Source organism: Flavobacteriaceae bacterium GSB9 (assembly GCA_022749295.1).
Classification (GTDB): domain Bacteria; phylum Bacteroidota; class Bacteroidia; order Flavobacteriales; family Flavobacteriaceae; genus Flavisericum.
The window spans coordinates 2,601,863-2,618,324 of the sequence record CP062007.1 but is presented as its reverse complement, the minus strand read 5'-3'; the positions used below and the strand labels follow the sequence as shown (position 1 = coordinate 2,618,324).

Below are 16,462 nucleotides of genomic sequence, written 5' to 3'. Positions count from 1 at the left end.
ATATATATTATGCCCATACAAAGGCACGAAGTTGTGCAAATCTGCACTATTTTTATTATTCTTCAAATTCTTCCCTAAGAATTCTGATAACATCGTTAATGGTTTCTTCTTCTAAGTCGGTTCTTTTTACCAAATCATTAACTTCTTGTTCCAATACACTTTTGGCTGTATCTAACCCAGCTTTACTGAACTCTTCGATGATCCATTCTTCAATTTCGTCAGAGAATTCCCTTAATTCTACATCTTCTTCGGCGCCTTCTCTAAACACGTCAATCTCATAACCGGTTAACTGACCAGCTAAACGGATGTTGTGCCCGCCACGACCAATGGCCTTGCTTACCTCTTCTGGTTTTAAAATAACCTCTGCACGCTTGGCTTCTTCGTCGATTTTTATTGAAGTAACCCTTGCAGGACTCAGCGCACGAGTGATGTACAACTGTAAGTTATTGGTATAATTAATTACATCAATATTTTCGTTACCCAACTCGCGCACGATACCATGGATTCTTGAACCTTTCATACCTACACAGGCCCCAACAGGATCAATTCTGTCGTCGTATGAATCTACAGCTACTTTAGCCTTTTCACCCGGTATTCTTACTACATTCTTTATGGTAATTAACCCATCGAACACCTCTGGTATTTCTTGTTCGAACAGTTTTTCTAAGAAAACGGGCGAACTTCTGGACATGATAATGGTTGGCTTGGCACCTTTTAATTCTACACTATCAATTACGCCACGAACATTGTCTCCTTTTCTAAAGAAATCTGAAGGTATTTGTCTGTCTTTTGGCAAAACAATTTCGTTGCCTTCGTCATCCAAAAGAATTACGGCTCTGTGACGAATGTGGTGCACCTCGGCGGTATAAATTTCGCCAACTAAATCTTTAAATTGTTTGTAGATTATGGTATTGTCGTGCTCGTGTATTTTTGAGATTAGGTTTTGACGCAATGCTAAAATGGCACGTCTTCCTAAATCTACCAACTTGACTTCTTCAGATACATCTTCGCCTACTTCAAAGTCGGGCTCAATCTTTCGCGCTTCAGAAAGTGAAATTTCTTGGTTGGGCTCTTCAACCTCACCATCGGCAACCACAATTCTATTTCTCCATATTTCTAAATCCCCCTTGTCTGGATTAACAATAATATCAAAATTATCGTCATCTCCAAATTTCTTTTTAAGGGCACTTCTAAATACATCTTCCAAAATAGCCATTAACGTTACCCTGTCAATTAGCTTATCGTCTTTGAATTCTGAAAAAGATTCAATTAACGCGACATTTTCCATATCTCTTTTAAATTAAAATTTAATCATAACTTTAGCTTCTACAATATTTTCATAAGGAATTCTGGCTTCCTTTTTTACGGTTACTTTGCCTTTACCTACCGGTTTGGGCTCTCTAACCTTCCATTCTAGTTTTATAGTTTCATCGTTGGCCTCGGTAAGCACGCCCTCAAACTTTTCTGAATTTGTTTTTACCTCAAGCGTTCGTTCTATATTTTTCTTGTATTGGCGTTTGTGCACCAAGGGCGAGGCAGCTCCTGCCGACATAACTTCCAATGCGAAGTCTTCTTCCTCTCGATCTAAATTATGCTCAATGGCCCGGCTCACAAAAATGCAGTCGTCAACCAAAACCCCATTATCGCCATCAATTATCACTTTAATTTGATTGGCTGAGGATATGGTAAAATCTATTAAAAACAGATCTGGCCTTTCAACTAGCGCACTTTCAAGTAATTCTGTAACCTTGGTCTTAAACATTTTTTAGTATAAAAAGAGGGGACTTTTCGTCCCCTCGCAATCTTTAATTTCGTCTTACAATGGTGCAAATATATAATATTTTATTGATTTTTAAAGGAATATTTCATAAATTTAAGTACACCTTAACCTTTAAGAGACTTCTAAATAAACCTTGAACTGATGAAAAAATTACTTGTTCCTACCGATTTTTCCAATCAAGCTGAAAATGCACTAAAAGTGGCAGCCCAAATTGCCAAAAAGCACGATTGTGAAATTTATTTATTGCACATGCTTGAAATCCCTTTACAGGAAGTAGACCCGATGGGAGCACAAAGTAGTTTGCCAGAGGCCATGTTTTTTATGAAATTGGCCCACAAAAAATTTGAAACCCTTAAACAAAAAGATTACCTAAACGACCTTGTTGTACATGAAACTGTAGATTTTCAAGAGATTTTTAAAGGTATTTTTCATGTGTGCAAAAAACATGAAATTGATTTAATCGTTATGGGGTCTAATGGCGCTAGTGGCTTGCGTGAAATGCTAATTGGGAGCAACACCGAAAAAGTAGTAAGAACATCTGACACTCCTGTTTTAGTTGTAAAACAAGAGCATCCTATTTTTAATATCGCTCAATTTGTTTTTGCATCAGATTTTGAAAATGAAAATATCGATACTTTTAAAAAGGCCATCACCTTTGCCAAAACCTTTGGAGCAAAGATGCACTTACTTTTAGTAAACACACCTAACATGTTTATTACTACCGAAGAGGCCAACAAACGCTTCAAGCCATACACCAATATCCTCGACTCGGTAAACCACACAAAAACTATTTATAACGACTTAAGCGTTGAAAAGGGCATCATGAATTTTTCTGAATCTATTGGGGCCGATTTAATAGGCATGAGCACACATGGGCGCCAGGGGATATCACATTTTTTTAACGGTAGCATTAGCGAAGATTTAGTAAACCACGCCAAACGCCCAGTGATTACCTTTAAAATTTAACAAAGTTGATTATTTAACCAACACTCCCTTTAACTGCATTAAAGGCAAGGCCTGCAAGGCTTTAAGGTTTATTGTGTTTTTCCTGAACGTAGAAGTTATTTTATTGCCAGAGTACCCGTTGGTTACGATTAAAAGAACATCTAAATCAACTCCCCAATCATTAGTAATATAGGCATTCCAATCTTGTGTTTTGTAAACATCATTGTACTCGTTTATAACAGCGATGTAAACACCTTCTACTCTTGTAATTTCTATGTCCTTTTTCATAGGCTCAACAATAGCAAACTATTCTAAATACAAATTGATGAAATACAAAAGTATTTTATTTCATGTTATTTTAACCAAACAGATTTGATTTGGTATAAAATAATTTTAGATTCGTTCTAATAATAAAAATTACATATCTAATGTTTAAACACCTTTACCTCTTACTATTGTGCCTATTCTACTTTTCTATAGCATGTACAGAAGATGAAAAAACAATTGAAGAGTATACTTTAACAACAACTATTATTCCTACAAACGGAGGGAGTCTATCTGATGTTTTAGATACATATAAAGAAGGAGACCTCATAACATTAGAAGCAACACCTTCAACAAATTATGAGTTTTTACGCTGGACAAACCATGGCTCAGGAAATAGAAACCCGCTAAAATTTACAATTAATGGAAATACAACAATAACTGCCGTTTTTGGAATAGTAGATAAGGATCAAGACGGAGTTCCAGATAATTTAGATGATTGTCTTTTAACACCTACGAATGAATTTGCAGACGAAAATGGGTGTTCAATCTCACAAAGAGATTCAGATGGGGATGGTGTTAATGACAACAAGGATATATGTCCTAATACTAATCCAAATAGAGACGTTGATGCTAATGGATGCTCTATTTATCAAAGAGATAGTGATGGAGATAATGTATTTGATATTAATGATAAATGTTTAAATACACCAATTAATGAAATTGCTGATGATCAAGGTTGTTCTTCAACTCAAATACGTTTCAATCTAAATCTAACTTACGGATATGTTTTTGATAGTGATGGTAATCAATATAAAACCATACAAATAGGCACTCAAACTTGGATGGCTGAAAACTTAAAAACTACTAAATTTAGTAATGGAGAACTAATTGATAAAATAGAGAATCAAGTAGATTGGTTTAATATTATTAAACCTGCATATTGTAATTACATGAATGATGAAACTAATGTTATAAAATACGGTAATTTATACAACTGGTATGTCATAAAAGACACAAGAGGCATTTGTCCTAAAGGGTGGCATATCCCAAGTAAAGCAGAATATACCATTTTAATAAACTATGTTGACGATTTAGGTTTTGTTAACAATGCAGGTACATATTTGAAGGAAAGTGGACATAAAAACTGGGAAGACTATTTGCAAATTTATATTGGATCAATTAATTCTTCTGGGTTCACGGCATTACCCGGTGGTTATAGAACGAGTGTGCAAGGATTCAATAGCTTGCGCCGTGGTGGTTACTGGTGGACATCTGATACAGATATGTCAGTATTTAGGTTGGTATATGATTCCCATACTGCCTCTTTCAGTTCCTTTGCTAACAAACAAGATGGTCTATGTATAAGATGTTTAAAAGATTAAAATAAATGAAGCACAAACTAAAACCACTATATTTTTATTTGATAGTATATTTGTTTATTATGGGATGTTCGAATGATTCAGACCCTGTTAAATTTAATTTAACCACTAAAGTTGTTCCACCTGAAGCAGGTTCAATATTTCCTGAATCTTCCAATTATAATAGTGGTGAAACCGTACAAATAACTATTGAGGCGTCAAAACATTATAAATTCTCTAATTGGATTGGGGATGCTACAGGAACAATTTCAATAATAAACACAGTTATGGATAATGACAAATCTATAACGGCAGTTTTTGTAAAGAAAGACGATGATAACGATGGTATTCCAAATGATATTGATACTTGTCCAAATACAGAAAGCAACGCAACAGTTAATAAAAATGGCTGTTCTGCAATGCAAATAGATAGTGATGGAGATAACATTTGGGATGCCATAGACTTATGTCCTTTTACAGCAACTGGTTTTGAGGTCGACACTAATGGTTGTGCTCTTTATCAAAAAGATAGTGACCAAGATGGTGTGTTTGACAATTACGATTTATGCCCAAATACCCCTATTGGTGAAGAGGTGAATTTATATGGCTGTGCGTTTAGTCAAATTATGTTTAACCCAAAATTAAATTACTCACAGGTAATTGATATAGATGGAAACACATACAAAACCACACAAATAGGCACTCAAACTTGGATGGCAGAAAACTTAAGAACAACAAGATACAATAATGGCAATCCTATTGTAACCCTTTCAAAACCGGTTAATTCGAAACAAACTATAGGTGCATCTATTGTCTATGAGTTAAAAAATGAAAACTTAAAGCCATATGGCAGACTTTATAATTATTTTACAGTGAAAGATGTAAATGAAATATGCCCTCAAGGCTGGCATTTACCTAATAAAGATGAATGGACTACTTTAGTAAATTATTTAGGGGGAGGCCATAAAGCAGCAATAAAGTTAAGCGAAAGAGGTAACATGCATTGGAAAGTAAACCCTAATGTATCAGGTATTATCAATTTTGCAGATAATGAAAGTGGTTTTTCTGCAGTGCCATCTGGAATATATGGAACAGCATCTGATGATTTTGGAGGTCTTGGTTGGATATCGAGTTTATGGTTTGTTGATAAATCTAACGATATCACAGGTTATTTTTCAATTGCTTATCACGAAGCTTCAATTGTAATTAGTAATCAAGATCAATTATACCGCTGTATTCGATGTATTAAAAATTAAAAAGGTTATAAATACTAAAAGGTACTCTTAAACTACTCTAAGAACCGCAAATCGTTTTCACTCAACAAACGGATATCGCCAATTTAATGCAATAACATAGCTATTCTATCAATACCCTTCCTGAAGGCAAATCCAGAATATTCTTTAGAGTATATTCCACAATTTTCTAAAACATTAGGATCTACCAAACCGCAGCCATAATTTCTAGCCAACCAGTACCTTTGTTAATTCGGTAATCAATTTTGGTTTCTAAGCCCCAATACACACCTTTACCAAACTGGTGTGTGTACGCAATAAAATATCAGGATTGGTTTGAATAAAAAACGTATCCTGCATATTGCGCGCTAGGCAGGATTAGCGAAGATTTAGTAAACCATACCAAAGGCCCGTAATTACTTTTAAGATTTAAAAGCTGACTATTTAACCAACACTCCCTTTAACTGCATTAAAGGTAAGACCTGCAAGGCTTTAAGGTTTATTGTGTTTTTCCTGAACAAATAGGTTTTATCGAACATTTGGCTACCTTCAAAAAAAGTAACCTTAAATGTGTTGTTCAGTTCTAAAACCTTTTCTTGCATGTATTCTATTTTGGCATAACTGCGGGCGGGCAATTTTGCAATGGTATGTCGCATAGGCGGCGTCATTTTGGCATCGTTATAACCCTGAGACACGATAAGGACCGTTTCTAAATCTTTATCGGAATTATTGATAATATAGGCATTCCAATCTAAGGTTTTATATTCTAAATGTTTTTCTTGCACAACGGCAACATGAACATCTTTAACTTTTGGTATTTCGATATCTTTTTTCACACGTTTAAATTTTTGTAATTGCCCTACAATAAATTAATTAAAAAATTGAGAACGTGTGTAACCACTTCGTTCTCTCATTAAAAAATTTAAACATTTCCTTTTGTGAAGCGGTGTTTAAATTTCTTAATGCTCGTTTCATGGCACAAAAATAGAAAACTATCTAAAATAAGGATTGTTATAATCTGTCTTGGTTATGCCCCGCAAACTATAAACTATAAAATGGTTAAGTAAAACTTTGTTGGAATAGACCTCAAAAAGATTGTTGTGCATAAAAGCAATTTCTTCAAACCTATTGAAAAACAAATCGCAGAACAATTTTAAATTCACATCATCTACCAAAACTCTATTTTCTTGAGCAGTTTTTAAAAGGTTGAACACCCTAACTTTTACAAAGTTGTTCCTAAAATCGTCAAATACTTTATTCGCTGCAGGGTAGTATTTTTTGAGTCCAAAAATAAAAGAAGGCTTAAAATACTTAAGACGTTCAAAAGCCTCTTTGTACATTAAAATAATACAGGTTATCGCGTCGTTTTCGGGCTCAACTAAGAGCTCTAAGGTTTGGTTGTACTCGTCAATTAAATACTGAATACTTGCCGTTACCAAATCTTCTTTACTGGAAAAATACTTGTAGATTGTTTTTTTAGAAACACCCAATAAGGCAGCCAGTTCATCTACTGTAAACCGCTTGCTGCCAAATTGGGTGAATTTCTCGGCTGCGAAAGCAATTATTTGTTCTTTGCCAATCATAAAAAACTAACTAAACTACTAACACTAAACTTTTATTTACAATACCGTTTACAACTTATTGCTATACTTTTCTTAATGCATTGGAATGGACAACAACGGAATATTCAACCCCGATGCCATAACCCTGGTTTTGCTCTTATGTAATATAGATTCCCAGAAACCATATTTCTTGGGAATCATTACCAGCAAATCTGAATTAGATGCCACTACTTCCTGCTCGATGGCCTTTATAACCGCATCGGAATTTACTTTTTTATAGAAATGGGTTACATTTTCGAGACCTTCATCGATAGGCTTGTAAAAACTACCTTTTTCGATGAGTTCATCTACAGTTTTCTCAACATAAAATACGATAACTTCAGACTTTAGCCTTAAAGCCAATTGTTTTAATTTAACAAGTGCCCTTAACGATACACTTTGCAACAAATCGCAAGCAAAAAGAATTTTATCTATACCCGAAAATTTTGCGTTTAACGGAACAGCCAACACCGGAAACTTTTTCATGCTAATTAATGTGGTTGTTGGGTTTCCTAGCAGATTTTGCTCCATAGACTTTGCCGACATCCCTATAACTAAAAACCTTGAGTTATGAACCTGCATTAACGTTTCAATTTCTCACTCTAAGTCCACATATCGGCATTCGTACTCCACGCTTATACCAAATTCTTCCGACAGCTTTAAAGCCTGCTTCCTTAATCTGTTGTTGGTTTTTTCAATCATCTTCTCCATGGCTTCAACCGTTAGCCAAGTATTCGATGCATGCAAGGGCAACCTGAAAGCGTTGAAAAGCACTAACTTCGCATTAAATAACCGTGCTAATGCGGCCGAGTACATTACTGCATTATTAGATGTTTTTGAAAAATTCGTGGCTACTAATAGAGCTTCCATATTTAAACTTAAATTATGCTTTTTATACTTGAATTTTATTTCCAACCACCGCCAAGAGCTTCATATAAATTCACGACACTTAACAGTTGATTTAGCTTATTGTCAATCATATTCAACTCGGCGCTTAATGCGCTTTGTCTGGCCGTTAACAAATCTAAGTAGTTGGCATATCCGTTTTTAAGCAACTCTTCTGAATTAGCCTCTGCATTTCGCAAGGCTTCAACTTCTTTTTCACGGTACTCAAACTTTTCGGTTTCGGCATTATAATCGAACAAGGCATTGCTCACCTCATTACCAGCCGTTAACAAGGTTTTCTTAAAATTTAAAAGCGCCTGTTCTTGTTGTGCTATAGCTACTTCGTGTTGCGTTTTTACAGCACGTTTGTTAAAAATAGGCTGTGCCAAACCACCTACTAAATTTGCAAACAATGAATTGGCATTAAACAATTTATCAAATTCCAAACTCTGAAAACCGCCAGTAGCCGTTAAGGTTAACGACGGATAAAATTGACTTCGTGCTACGTTGGTCATTTCAAAGGCACTGATTAATACATATTCGGCAGCTATAATATCAGGACGGTTACGTAATAAGGTTGCAGGAACACCCGTTTTTATGTCGGCTCCCATATTTTGGTCACCCAAAGTGCTTCGCTCTATTACAACAGCAGGCCTACCCAATAGCAAACTCATGGTATTTTCGGTTTTAAAAATAGCAGCTTCTAATTCCACCTTTAAGGCTTTGGCATTGTAAAACTGCGCTATATTTTGATCGACCGCCACCTGCGTAACCTGACCTGCATTTTTCAATTCTTTTATAGTATAAACACTACTATCTCTAGTCGCAATGGTTTTTTTAGTGATTTCCAATTGCGCATCTAAAGCCACCAACTGATAATAAGTTGAAGCAATAGCTGAAACCAATTGTGTTTTCACTGCTTGATGTGCGGCTACACTCTGTAAATAACTGGCTTCGCCGGCGCGTTTGTTACTTCGTATTTTACCCCAAATATCGGCTTCCCAAGACAGGTTTCCTGTAAGCTCGTATTGTTGTAAGCTTCCGCTGAAAAACGCCCCAAACTGACTGTTTTTAGACAACTCTTGATGTGTCATTTGGGCATTTGCGCCCAGACTTGGCAAGTAGCCTGCCTTTCCTTGTTTCATATACGATTCGGCCGCAGCCATTTGCTGTAATGCCACACGGATATCGATATTATTTTGAAGGCCTTCCGCTATGTATTGCTTCAAATAATTATCGGTAAACAGATCTTTCCACGACACATCGGCCAATGACAAACTATCCTGTGGCAAATTATCGGTACGATATAAATGTGCTGTTTCTTTTAATTCGGGACGAGTATATTCCTTGGCCACAAAACAGCTTTGCAAAGTGGTAGCCATTACCACAACTATTAATGTTTTATTTATAATTGAATTCATAATTAAGCGTCTTTAGTTTCAACAACAACGGGTTTACTCGTTACTTTTTCCTGTAACCATTGGAAAAGAATAAACAGTATAGGAATGACGAACACCCCTAGAAGGGTTCCAATCAACATGCCTCCGGCAGCTCCCGTACCAATGGAATTATTTCCTTCGGCACCAACACCTTTAGCCAAAACCAAGGGCATTAACCCTAAAATAAAGGCGAAAGAGGTCATTAAAATAGGTCGTAAACGTGCCTTGGCACCGTGGATAGCAGCATCAACCAGTCCTTCTCCACGTCGTCGTCTTTGAATGGCAAATTCCACAATAAGAATGGCATTTTTAGCCAATAGTCCCACCAACATAATTAGAGCGATTTGGAAATATATATTATTCTCTAAGCCCATTATTTTGGTAGAAAAGAATGCACCAAACACGCCTAACGGCAATGAAAATATCACGGCCAAGGGCAACAAATAACTCTCGTATTGCGCTGCCAACAAGAAATACACAAATACAATTACCAATAAGAAAATTACAACCGTTTGGTTTCCGGCGTTAACCTCTTCTCGCGATAGCCCCGAATAGGCCACATCGTAGTTGCTGGGTAGGTTTTTAATTTCTTCCTGAACAATGGCAATAGCATCTCCCGTACTAAACCCTGGGTTGGATGCACCACTTATTTTTGCTGAATTATACAAGTTGAAGCGCGTAACCGATTGGGGACCATAAACACGTTTTAAATCTACAAACTGTGTGATTGGTGCCATGTCGCCGCTACCTGTTTTTATGTATAATTGGTTTAATGAATTGGCATCACTTCTATCTTCTGGTTGCGCTTGAACGTAAACACGATACTGTTTTCCGAAGCGCGCAAAATCTGCAGCATAAACGCCACCAATGTAACCCTGTAAGGTTGAAAAAATACTGCTCACCGAAACCCCGTATTTCTTGGCTAACGGCACATCAATGTCTAACTCGTACTGTGGGTATTTAGTGTTGAATGACGACTGCCCATACTGAATTTCAGGATGTTTCATCAAATTGCCAATAAACTGTTGGGTGGTGGCATCTAAATCTTCAAAGCTTCCGCCAGATTTATCCATCAAATTCACCTCAAAACCTCCTGAAAGTCCAAACCCTGGAATACTTGGCGGCGCGAAGAAAATAATATTGGCATCGGGGATTGTAGCCGCAATACCAAAAAGTTTGCCGACAATCGCATTTGATGACAAATCATCGGTTTCCCTTTCACTCCAGTCATCCAGCTTCACAAAACCTAATCCGTAATTGGTTCCCGCTCCACTAATCAAACTTCTACCATTAATAACGGTTACACCTCTAACCCCTGGAATTTGACTTGCTTTTTCATATAATTCTTGGGTTACCAAATTGGTTCTGTCCATAGAAGCACCAGCGGGTAATTCCACGTTCATAAAAATGATTCCACGATCCTCGTTAGGCACAAATCCTGTTGGCGTAGTACTAGCTGCCCACCAAATACCAACACCGGAAAGCACCAATAAAACACCGGTTATCCATTTGTTTTTGTACAGAAAGGCTAATGATTTTCCGTAACGCTCTGTCGTAGCATTAAAACCAGCGTTGAATTTATCGTAAAATTTCTGCAAGAAATTTTTATTACTGTGTTCGTGCTCATCATGACCTTTTAAAAACAATGCACAAAGTGCCGGACTCAAAGTTAAGGCGTTAACCGCCGAAATTAAAATGGCAACAATTAGTGTTACACCAAATTGCTCGTAAAATACTCCCGTTGGCCCTTGAACAAACGTAACAGGAATAAAAACGGCTGCCATTACCAAGGTAATCGAGATAATAGCTCCCGAAATTTCGTGCATGGCATCCATAGTAGCAGTTTTAGCACTTTTAGCACCTTCGTCGATTTTGGCATGCACCGCTTCTACCACTACAATAGCATCATCAACTACAATACCAATGGCCAATACTAGGGCAAAAAGCGTTAATAGGTTAACCGAATACCCAAATAAATTCAAGAAGAAAAAGGTACCCACAATGGCTACCGGAACCGCAATGGCCGGAATTAAAGTGGATCGGAAATCTTGAAGGAAAATGAAAACCACTAAAAACACCAACAAGAAGGCTTCTACTAATGTGTTTCGCACTTTGTTCATTGACGCCGTAAGGAAATTGTTGGTATCGTAATTGATTTCGTATTCAATGCCCTCTGGAAAATCTTGCGATAAACGGTTTAATTCCGATTTAATATTCTTTATAATTTCCTGTGCATTGGAACCTGCCGTTTGGTAGATACCCATATTTACACTGGGGTGACCTTCTGTAAACCCATACGAATCGTAACCTTGGGCATCCAATTCAATTTTAGCCACATCTTTTAAACGCAAATATTCTCCGTTATCCAAGGCTTTTATAATGATATCCTCGTATTGTTTTTCGGTTTTAAAACGTCCGCTATATTTTATGTTATACGAAAAAGCTTGTCCGTCGTTTTGTCCCAAAGAACCCGCAGAGGCCTCTAAACTTTGCTCTCTTAATGCTGCTGTCACCTCTGAAGGCACCAATTTATAAGCCGCTAATTTTTCAGGTTTTAACCAAATACGCATCGCATAATCTTGGTTGGAAAACACATTAACATTACCCACGCCATTAACCCTTTGAAGAGCAGGAATCACGTTGATTTTTAAATAGTTCTGAACAAATGTAGCATCATAATCTTCACTTTCAGAATACACCGATAAGAACATCAACGCCGACGTTTGCTGCTTTTGCGTAGTAACTCCTGTTTGGACTACCTCTTGAGGCAACAATGGATTGGCACGAGCCACGCGATTTTGTACGTTCACCGCAGCAATATCCGGATCCATTTCTTGATTAAAAAATACGGTAATGTTTGCCGTGCCGTTATTGGCTGCAGAAGACGTCATATAGGTCATTCCCTCAACACCGTTAATCTGCTCCTCAATAGGAATGATAACACTTTCTAAAATGGTTTCGGCACTCGCCCCAGGATAAGCGGCATTTACTTGAATGGTTGGCGGCGCAATATCTGGGTACTGCTCAACAGGCAACGCTGAATACCCCAAAATACCCAAAATGACTATAATAATGGAAATAACGGTAGATAGTACCGGTCTTTCTATAAATGTTTTTAACATAGTTTTATTGCTCTAAAAATATTATTGAAATAGCGACTTTATAGGCTTAGCAACACTATCGAAGGCCACTTTTTGTGGTTGAATTAGTGTTCCATTTCTTAACTTTCCAATACCCTTTACTACTATTAAATCGCCAGCTTTTACACCAGAATCTAAGATATAAAGCACATCATTTTTATCTTTTACGGATATTAAGGTTGATGTTGCTTTGTTTCCCTCGCCAACGGTATAAACATAGGTTTGGCCTTGCTGCTCATAAGTGGCCGATTGCGGCACCACCAATGCATTTTCGTAGGTTTTCGGAATTTTTACCGTTCCGCTATTCCCATTGGTCAATAACATATTGGGGTTATCAAAAACCGCTCTGAAACTCACCGTTCCTGTGTTTGGATCAATTTGTCCGGTAACGGTTTTAATAGTTCCTTTTTGTTCATAGGGCTGTCCGTTGGCCAAAGTCAATGCTACCTTTGGGAAGTTTTCAATTTTTTCCTGTAGTGTTTTACCTCCTGTTTGTTGAAGGAAATCTAAATATTCGGTTTCGTTCATCGAGAAATAAGCAAACACCCGCTCAATACTTGCAACAGTAGTTAACGGTTTTACACTTGTAGCACTCACCAACGAGCCTTCGCGGTATGGAATAGCACCAACAAAACCATCTACCGGACTCGTTACAGTAGCATAACCAATATTTGCAACCACACTTTTGTATGTACTTTTAGCCTGTGCTAAATTGGCTTTGGCTGTCTCTAACTGTACTTCGCTGATAATATTTTTTTCAACCAAGGGTTTAAGTTTATTGACCTCAACCTGAGCCACATTAACACGTGCTTTTGCCGCTTCTGCATCTTGACTTAGCGATTGTGTTTCGAGTTTGAATAAAGGCTGGCCTTTTCGCACTTTCTCACCTTCATCTACCAGTACTTTTTGAATGTAACCCGAAACTTTGGAACGAACTTCACTGTTTATCGTGCCTTCAATAGTAGTTGGGTAAGTGGTATAAGCCGATACTGTTTTCTGCGGAACAGCCGATACCGCTAAGGGCAATGCCTGTTGCTGTTGTTGTGTCTGTTTATCTTGTTTACAACTTGTAAATATTACAGCAAGCAAAACAAGTACCGCAGAACTATATAAGTTTGATAGTTTCATTTTAAAATTGGTTAGTGTTTATTATTTATTATAGTTTCTTTCAATTTGTTTATTGATGTAATAGCCCCATCCAAGAAATCAATGAAACTATCATGAAAATCGAGTTCAAATTTATTTTCTTCTTCTAAGGTTTTATTTGCTTCTTCTTTGAATGATTTTATTTCTAAATGAAGTTCTTTTTCACTTTCCCACTCTTCTACCATGCCACTAATACCCTGAAGCATCGTATCGCTATTGATGATGAAATACTTTTTTCTATCGCCTGTTTTAGTAAAATAGCTCAGTTTTTTTAAATCCTGTAAATGATTTAAGTGCGTTGAAATAGTGCTTTTACTGGCGCAAAGGTTAGACACCAAATCCTCAAAGGTAGTCCCTTGTTTTCCTGTTAGGATGATGTAAGAAAAAATTCGAGCGGCAACAGGTGCCATTTGTTCTTTTTTCTCCAAGAAAATCCCCAGTTTTTCAACAAGTTCGCACTTTCTTTTTTCTGCTTGATTCATCTTCTATTAATTTTACGGTGCAAAAATATATTTTGGTTCGGAACAAACCGAACTAATCGAAGTTAAAAAATTGTTAAATAAAAAAAGCCGATGTTTCCATCGGCTTTAAACTAAGTTTGTTTTATTTATTTTCTACAAAGCACTTTTAAACTGCTCTAAAAATCTAGTATCGTTTTCACTAAGCAATCGGATATCTCCAATTTGATGCAATAGCATAGCAATTCTATCGATTCCCATACCGAAGGCAAACCCAGAATATTCTTTAGAATCTATTCCACAATTTTCCAAAACATTAGGATCTACCATACCACAGCCCATAATTTCCAACCAGCCGGTACCTTTGGTGATGCGATAATCAATTTCGGTTTCTAAGCCCCAATACACATCAACCTCGGCACTAGGCTCTGTAAATGGGAAATATGAAGGACGTAAACGTATTTTACTCTTTCCGAACATTTCGGTGGTAAAATGCTGGAGTGTTTGTTTTAAATCAGCAAAGCTCACATCTTTATCAATATACAGTCCTTCTACCTGATGGAAAAAACAGTGAGAACGCGCTGAAATGGCTTCATTCCTGTAAACCCTTCCTGGTGAAATAGTACGGATGGGCGGTTTGTTGTTTTCCATATAACGCACCTGCACCGAACTGGTGTGCGTACGCAATAAAATATCAGGATTGGTTTGAATAAAAAACGTATCCTGCATGTCGCGTGCTGGGTGGTATTCAGGAAGATTTAGTGCCGTAAAGTTATGCCAATCATCTTCAATTTCAGGGCCTTCACTTACGTTAAAACCAATTCTAGAAAAGATATCGATAATTTGATTTTTAACGATTGAAATAGGGTGACGGGCACCTATTTGGATAGACTCACCAGGACGCGATAAATCGCCATAAACACCCTTAACCTCTTCTTTACTTTCGAGTTCTTCCTTTAGGGTATTGACTTTATCTTCGGCCGTTTTTTTAAGCTTATTAATTGTTTGGCCAAACTCTTTTTTTTGGTCGTTGGCCACATTTTTAAATTCTGCAAAATATTGCTTTAACAAGCCTTTTGAACCTAAATATTTAATACGGAAAGCTTCCACTTCCTCTTTAGATTGGGCTTTGAATGCTTCGGCTTCGTCAATGAGTTCTTTAATCTTATCTATCATAACATCTTAAAAAGGATGGCAAATTTAAGGATTTTATACTATTTGCATTTGAGATTAGCGCGGAATTATTGCCAATGGCGGTCAAAAATCAGGTGATATACTCCGTTTCCACAAAATAATTCACAATGGCTTCTTTCATCAATACACTTTGTTCCCCCGATTTTAAATGTGGTAGGGCTTCCAATACTTTGTAGTGTGGCCAACCGTCGTCATCTACATAGTCAAGTTCATAAAACCCATAGGGCGCCAATAATTTGCATATGGCAACATGCATTAGATCTAGTTTTTGGTCTTTTTTAAAACTTCTGTGCAGTTGGCCTAATTCCTGAACACCGATAAGATAAATTATGGCATCGAGCTCTAGGGTGTCGCCGTCTGCAAATTGTGCTGATAGCTTTTCTACTACCAAATCCCAACGCTCTTTTAATTGCTCGTCTCTTGCCATATTAATGTTTAACGGTATAAAGGTTAAAGTTGCAAAGTTAATTTATATTTGTTGAAATTATATAACTATGGACATAATTGATATTGTTTTAGGCGCTTTAATTTTATTTGGTTTAGTTCGGGGTTTTATGAAAGGACTTTTTGTTGAAGTCGCCTCTATAATCGCTCTCGTTGCCGGTGTATATGGTGCCATTCATTTTAGTGATTTTGCTGCTGAATTTTTACAATCGAAAACCGAATGGAGCGAAAACACCATTAAATATTCGGCTTTGGCAATCACTTTTTTAATTATTGTTTTAGCTATTGCTCTTGCTGGAAAAGCACTGACCAAATTGGCCGATTTTGCCGCATTAGGCATTATCAACCGCGTACTTGGTGGTGTTTTTGGTGCCTTGAAAATTGCTTTGATTTTAAGTGTAGTGTTAAATATTTTCGACAAACTAAATAACAGCATCACTTTTGTCGAAAAAGAAAATATCGATGAAACCGTACTCTATAAACCTGTAAAATCGTTGGTGCCACTTATTTTTCCAAACATTTTACAGCAAAAACACGAAGACGGTACATTAGTTGAAAAGGAAGCCTAACTCT

At 36.9% G+C, this 16,462-nt stretch carries 17 protein-coding genes and 1 pseudogene; 4 read left to right on the top strand and 14 right to left on the bottom strand.

Annotated features, from left to right (window positions below; all coding sequences use genetic code 11):
* Positions 1–55: 55 nt before the first annotated feature.
* Positions 56–1,288: a transcription termination factor NusA gene (gene nusA, locus GSB9_02307; protein UKM65736.1), complete on the bottom strand. Its 1,233-nt coding sequence runs from the start codon at positions 1,286–1,288 to the stop codon at positions 56–58.
* Between the two features lie 12 nt (positions 1,289–1,300).
* The gene (gene rimP, locus GSB9_02306) at positions 1,301–1,762 is read right to left on the bottom strand and encodes a ribosome assembly cofactor RimP (GenBank protein ID UKM65735.1); all 462 of its coding nucleotides are present in this window, start codon (positions 1,760–1,762) and stop codon (positions 1,301–1,303) included.
* Positions 1,763–1,921: 159 nt separating this feature from the next.
* Between rimP and GSB9_02305 the strand changes: the two genes are divergently transcribed.
* Positions 1,922–2,746 carry a universal stress protein gene (locus tag GSB9_02305; protein ID UKM65734.1) on the top strand — a complete coding sequence of 275 codons (825 nt, stop codon included), beginning with the start codon at positions 1,922–1,924 and terminating at the stop codon, positions 2,744–2,746.
* Positions 2,747–2,755: 9 nt separating this feature from the next.
* Here the strand turns inward: GSB9_02305 and GSB9_02304 are convergent, their stop codons facing one another.
* The gene (locus tag GSB9_02304) at positions 2,756–3,013 is read right to left on the bottom strand and encodes a hypothetical protein (protein UKM65733.1); all 258 of its coding nucleotides are present in this window, start codon (positions 3,011–3,013) and stop codon (positions 2,756–2,758) included.
* A gap of 140 nt (positions 3,014–3,153) precedes the next feature.
* On the opposite strand from GSB9_02304, the gene GSB9_02303 reads away from it, so the two are divergent.
* Entirely contained in the window at positions 3,154–4,374 is a 1,221-nt protein-coding gene (locus GSB9_02303) for a hypothetical protein (GenBank protein UKM65732.1), read from the top strand.
* A 5-nt stretch (positions 4,375–4,379) separates the two neighbouring features.
* On the top strand, positions 4,380–5,606 hold the full coding sequence (locus tag GSB9_02302) for a thrombospondin type 3 repeat-containing protein (GenBank protein ID UKM65731.1): 1,227 nt from the start codon (positions 4,380–4,382) through the stop codon (positions 5,604–5,606).
* A gap of 32 nt (positions 5,607–5,638) precedes the next feature.
* Here GSB9_02302 and GSB9_03335 read toward each other — a convergent pair.
* From GSB9_03335 to GSB9_02292, 11 genes and pseudogenes are all read right to left on the bottom strand, one after another.
* Positions 5,639–5,951: pseudogene (locus GSB9_03335) on the bottom strand (phenylalanine--tRNA ligase subunit alpha).
* 71 nt (positions 5,952–6,022) lie between these two features.
* A complete protein-coding gene (locus GSB9_02301; GenBank protein ID UKM65730.1) occupies positions 6,023–6,418 on the bottom strand; it encodes a hypothetical protein in 396 nt (131 codons plus the stop codon).
* 156 nt (positions 6,419–6,574) lie between these two features.
* Complete coding sequence (locus GSB9_02300) at positions 6,575–7,165, bottom strand: TetR/AcrR family transcriptional regulator (GenBank protein UKM65729.1); 591 nt, start codon at positions 7,163–7,165, stop codon at positions 6,575–6,577.
* A 72-nt stretch (positions 7,166–7,237) separates the two neighbouring features.
* On the bottom strand, positions 7,238–7,765 hold the full coding sequence (locus tag GSB9_02299) for a universal stress protein (protein ID UKM65728.1): 528 nt from the start codon (positions 7,763–7,765) through the stop codon (positions 7,238–7,240).
* A 15-nt stretch (positions 7,766–7,780) separates the two neighbouring features.
* Positions 7,781–8,053: a universal stress protein gene (locus tag GSB9_02298; GenBank protein ID UKM65727.1), complete on the bottom strand. Its 273-nt coding sequence runs from the start codon at positions 8,051–8,053 to the stop codon at positions 7,781–7,783.
* 35 nt (positions 8,054–8,088) lie between these two features.
* Positions 8,089–9,489 carry an efflux transporter outer membrane subunit gene (locus tag GSB9_02297; protein ID UKM65726.1) on the bottom strand — a complete coding sequence of 467 codons (1,401 nt, stop codon included), beginning with the start codon at positions 9,487–9,489 and terminating at the stop codon, positions 8,089–8,091.
* A 2-nt stretch (positions 9,490–9,491) separates the two neighbouring features.
* Positions 9,492–12,629, bottom strand: coding sequence for an efflux RND transporter permease subunit (locus GSB9_02296; protein UKM65725.1), 3,138 nt, complete (start codon positions 12,627–12,629; stop codon positions 9,492–9,494).
* Positions 12,630–12,650: 21 nt separating this feature from the next.
* Positions 12,651–13,775, bottom strand: a complete 1,125-nt coding sequence (locus GSB9_02295; protein ID UKM65724.1) for an efflux RND transporter periplasmic adaptor subunit — start codon at positions 13,773–13,775, stop codon at positions 12,651–12,653.
* Positions 13,776–13,786: 11 nt separating this feature from the next.
* Positions 13,787–14,275 carry a transcriptional regulator gene (locus tag GSB9_02294; protein UKM65723.1) on the bottom strand — a complete coding sequence of 163 codons (489 nt, stop codon included), beginning with the start codon at positions 14,273–14,275 and terminating at the stop codon, positions 13,787–13,789.
* Positions 14,276–14,407: 132 nt separating this feature from the next.
* On the bottom strand, positions 14,408–15,427 hold the full coding sequence (gene pheS / locus GSB9_02293; protein ID UKM65722.1) for a phenylalanine--tRNA ligase subunit alpha: 1,020 nt from the start codon (positions 15,425–15,427) through the stop codon (positions 14,408–14,410).
* 88 nt (positions 15,428–15,515) lie between these two features.
* Positions 15,516–15,872 carry a hypothetical protein gene (locus tag GSB9_02292; protein ID UKM65721.1) on the bottom strand — a complete coding sequence of 119 codons (357 nt, stop codon included), beginning with the start codon at positions 15,870–15,872 and terminating at the stop codon, positions 15,516–15,518.
* A gap of 67 nt (positions 15,873–15,939) precedes the next feature.
* Between GSB9_02292 and GSB9_02291 the strand changes: the two genes are divergently transcribed.
* Positions 15,940–16,458: a CvpA family protein gene (locus tag GSB9_02291; protein ID UKM65720.1), complete on the top strand. Its 519-nt coding sequence runs from the start codon at positions 15,940–15,942 to the stop codon at positions 16,456–16,458.
* Positions 16,459–16,462: the final 4 nt, after the last annotated feature.

Bases quoted from the DNA above. Each gene is read 5' to 3' on its own strand.
- nusA (UKM65736.1), bottom strand. From the start codon at position 1,288: ATGGAAAATGTCGCGTTAATTGAATCTTTTTCAGAATTCAAAGACGAT.
- rimP (UKM65735.1), bottom strand. From the start codon at position 1,762: ATGTTTAAGACCAAGGTTACAGAATTACTTGAAAGTGCGCTAGTTGAA.
- GSB9_02305 (UKM65734.1), top strand. From the start codon at position 1,922: ATGAAAAAATTACTTGTTCCTACCGATTTTTCCAATCAAGCTGAAAAT.
- GSB9_02304 (UKM65733.1), bottom strand. From the start codon at position 3,013: ATGAAAAAGGACATAGAAATTACAAGAGTAGAAGGTGTTTACATCGCT.
- GSB9_02303 (UKM65732.1), top strand. From the start codon at position 3,154: ATGTTTAAACACCTTTACCTCTTACTATTGTGCCTATTCTACTTTTCT.
- GSB9_02302 (UKM65731.1), top strand. From the start codon at position 4,380: ATGAAGCACAAACTAAAACCACTATATTTTTATTTGATAGTATATTTG.
- GSB9_02300 (UKM65729.1), bottom strand. From the start codon at position 7,165: ATGATTGGCAAAGAACAAATAATTGCTTTCGCAGCCGAGAAATTCACC.
- GSB9_02299 (UKM65728.1), bottom strand. From the start codon at position 7,765: ATGCAGGTTCATAACTCAAGGTTTTTAGTTATAGGGATGTCGGCAAAG.
- GSB9_02298 (UKM65727.1), bottom strand. From the start codon at position 8,053: ATGGAAGCTCTATTAGTAGCCACGAATTTTTCAAAAACATCTAATAAT.
- GSB9_02297 (UKM65726.1), bottom strand. From the start codon at position 9,489: ATGAATTCAATTATAAATAAAACATTAATAGTTGTGGTAATGGCTACC.
- GSB9_02296 (UKM65725.1), bottom strand. From the start codon at position 12,629: ATGTTAAAAACATTTATAGAAAGACCGGTACTATCTACCGTTATTTCC.
- GSB9_02295 (UKM65724.1), bottom strand. From the start codon at position 13,775: ATGAAACTATCAAACTTATATAGTTCTGCGGTACTTGTTTTGCTTGCT.
- GSB9_02294 (UKM65723.1), bottom strand. From the start codon at position 14,275: ATGAATCAAGCAGAAAAAAGAAAGTGCGAACTTGTTGAAAAACTGGGG.
- pheS (UKM65722.1), bottom strand. From the start codon at position 15,427: ATGATAGATAAGATTAAAGAACTCATTGACGAAGCCGAAGCATTCAAA.
- GSB9_02292 (UKM65721.1), bottom strand. From the start codon at position 15,872: ATGGCAAGAGACGAGCAATTAAAAGAGCGTTGGGATTTGGTAGTAGAA.
- GSB9_02291 (UKM65720.1), top strand. From the start codon at position 15,940: ATGGACATAATTGATATTGTTTTAGGCGCTTTAATTTTATTTGGTTTA.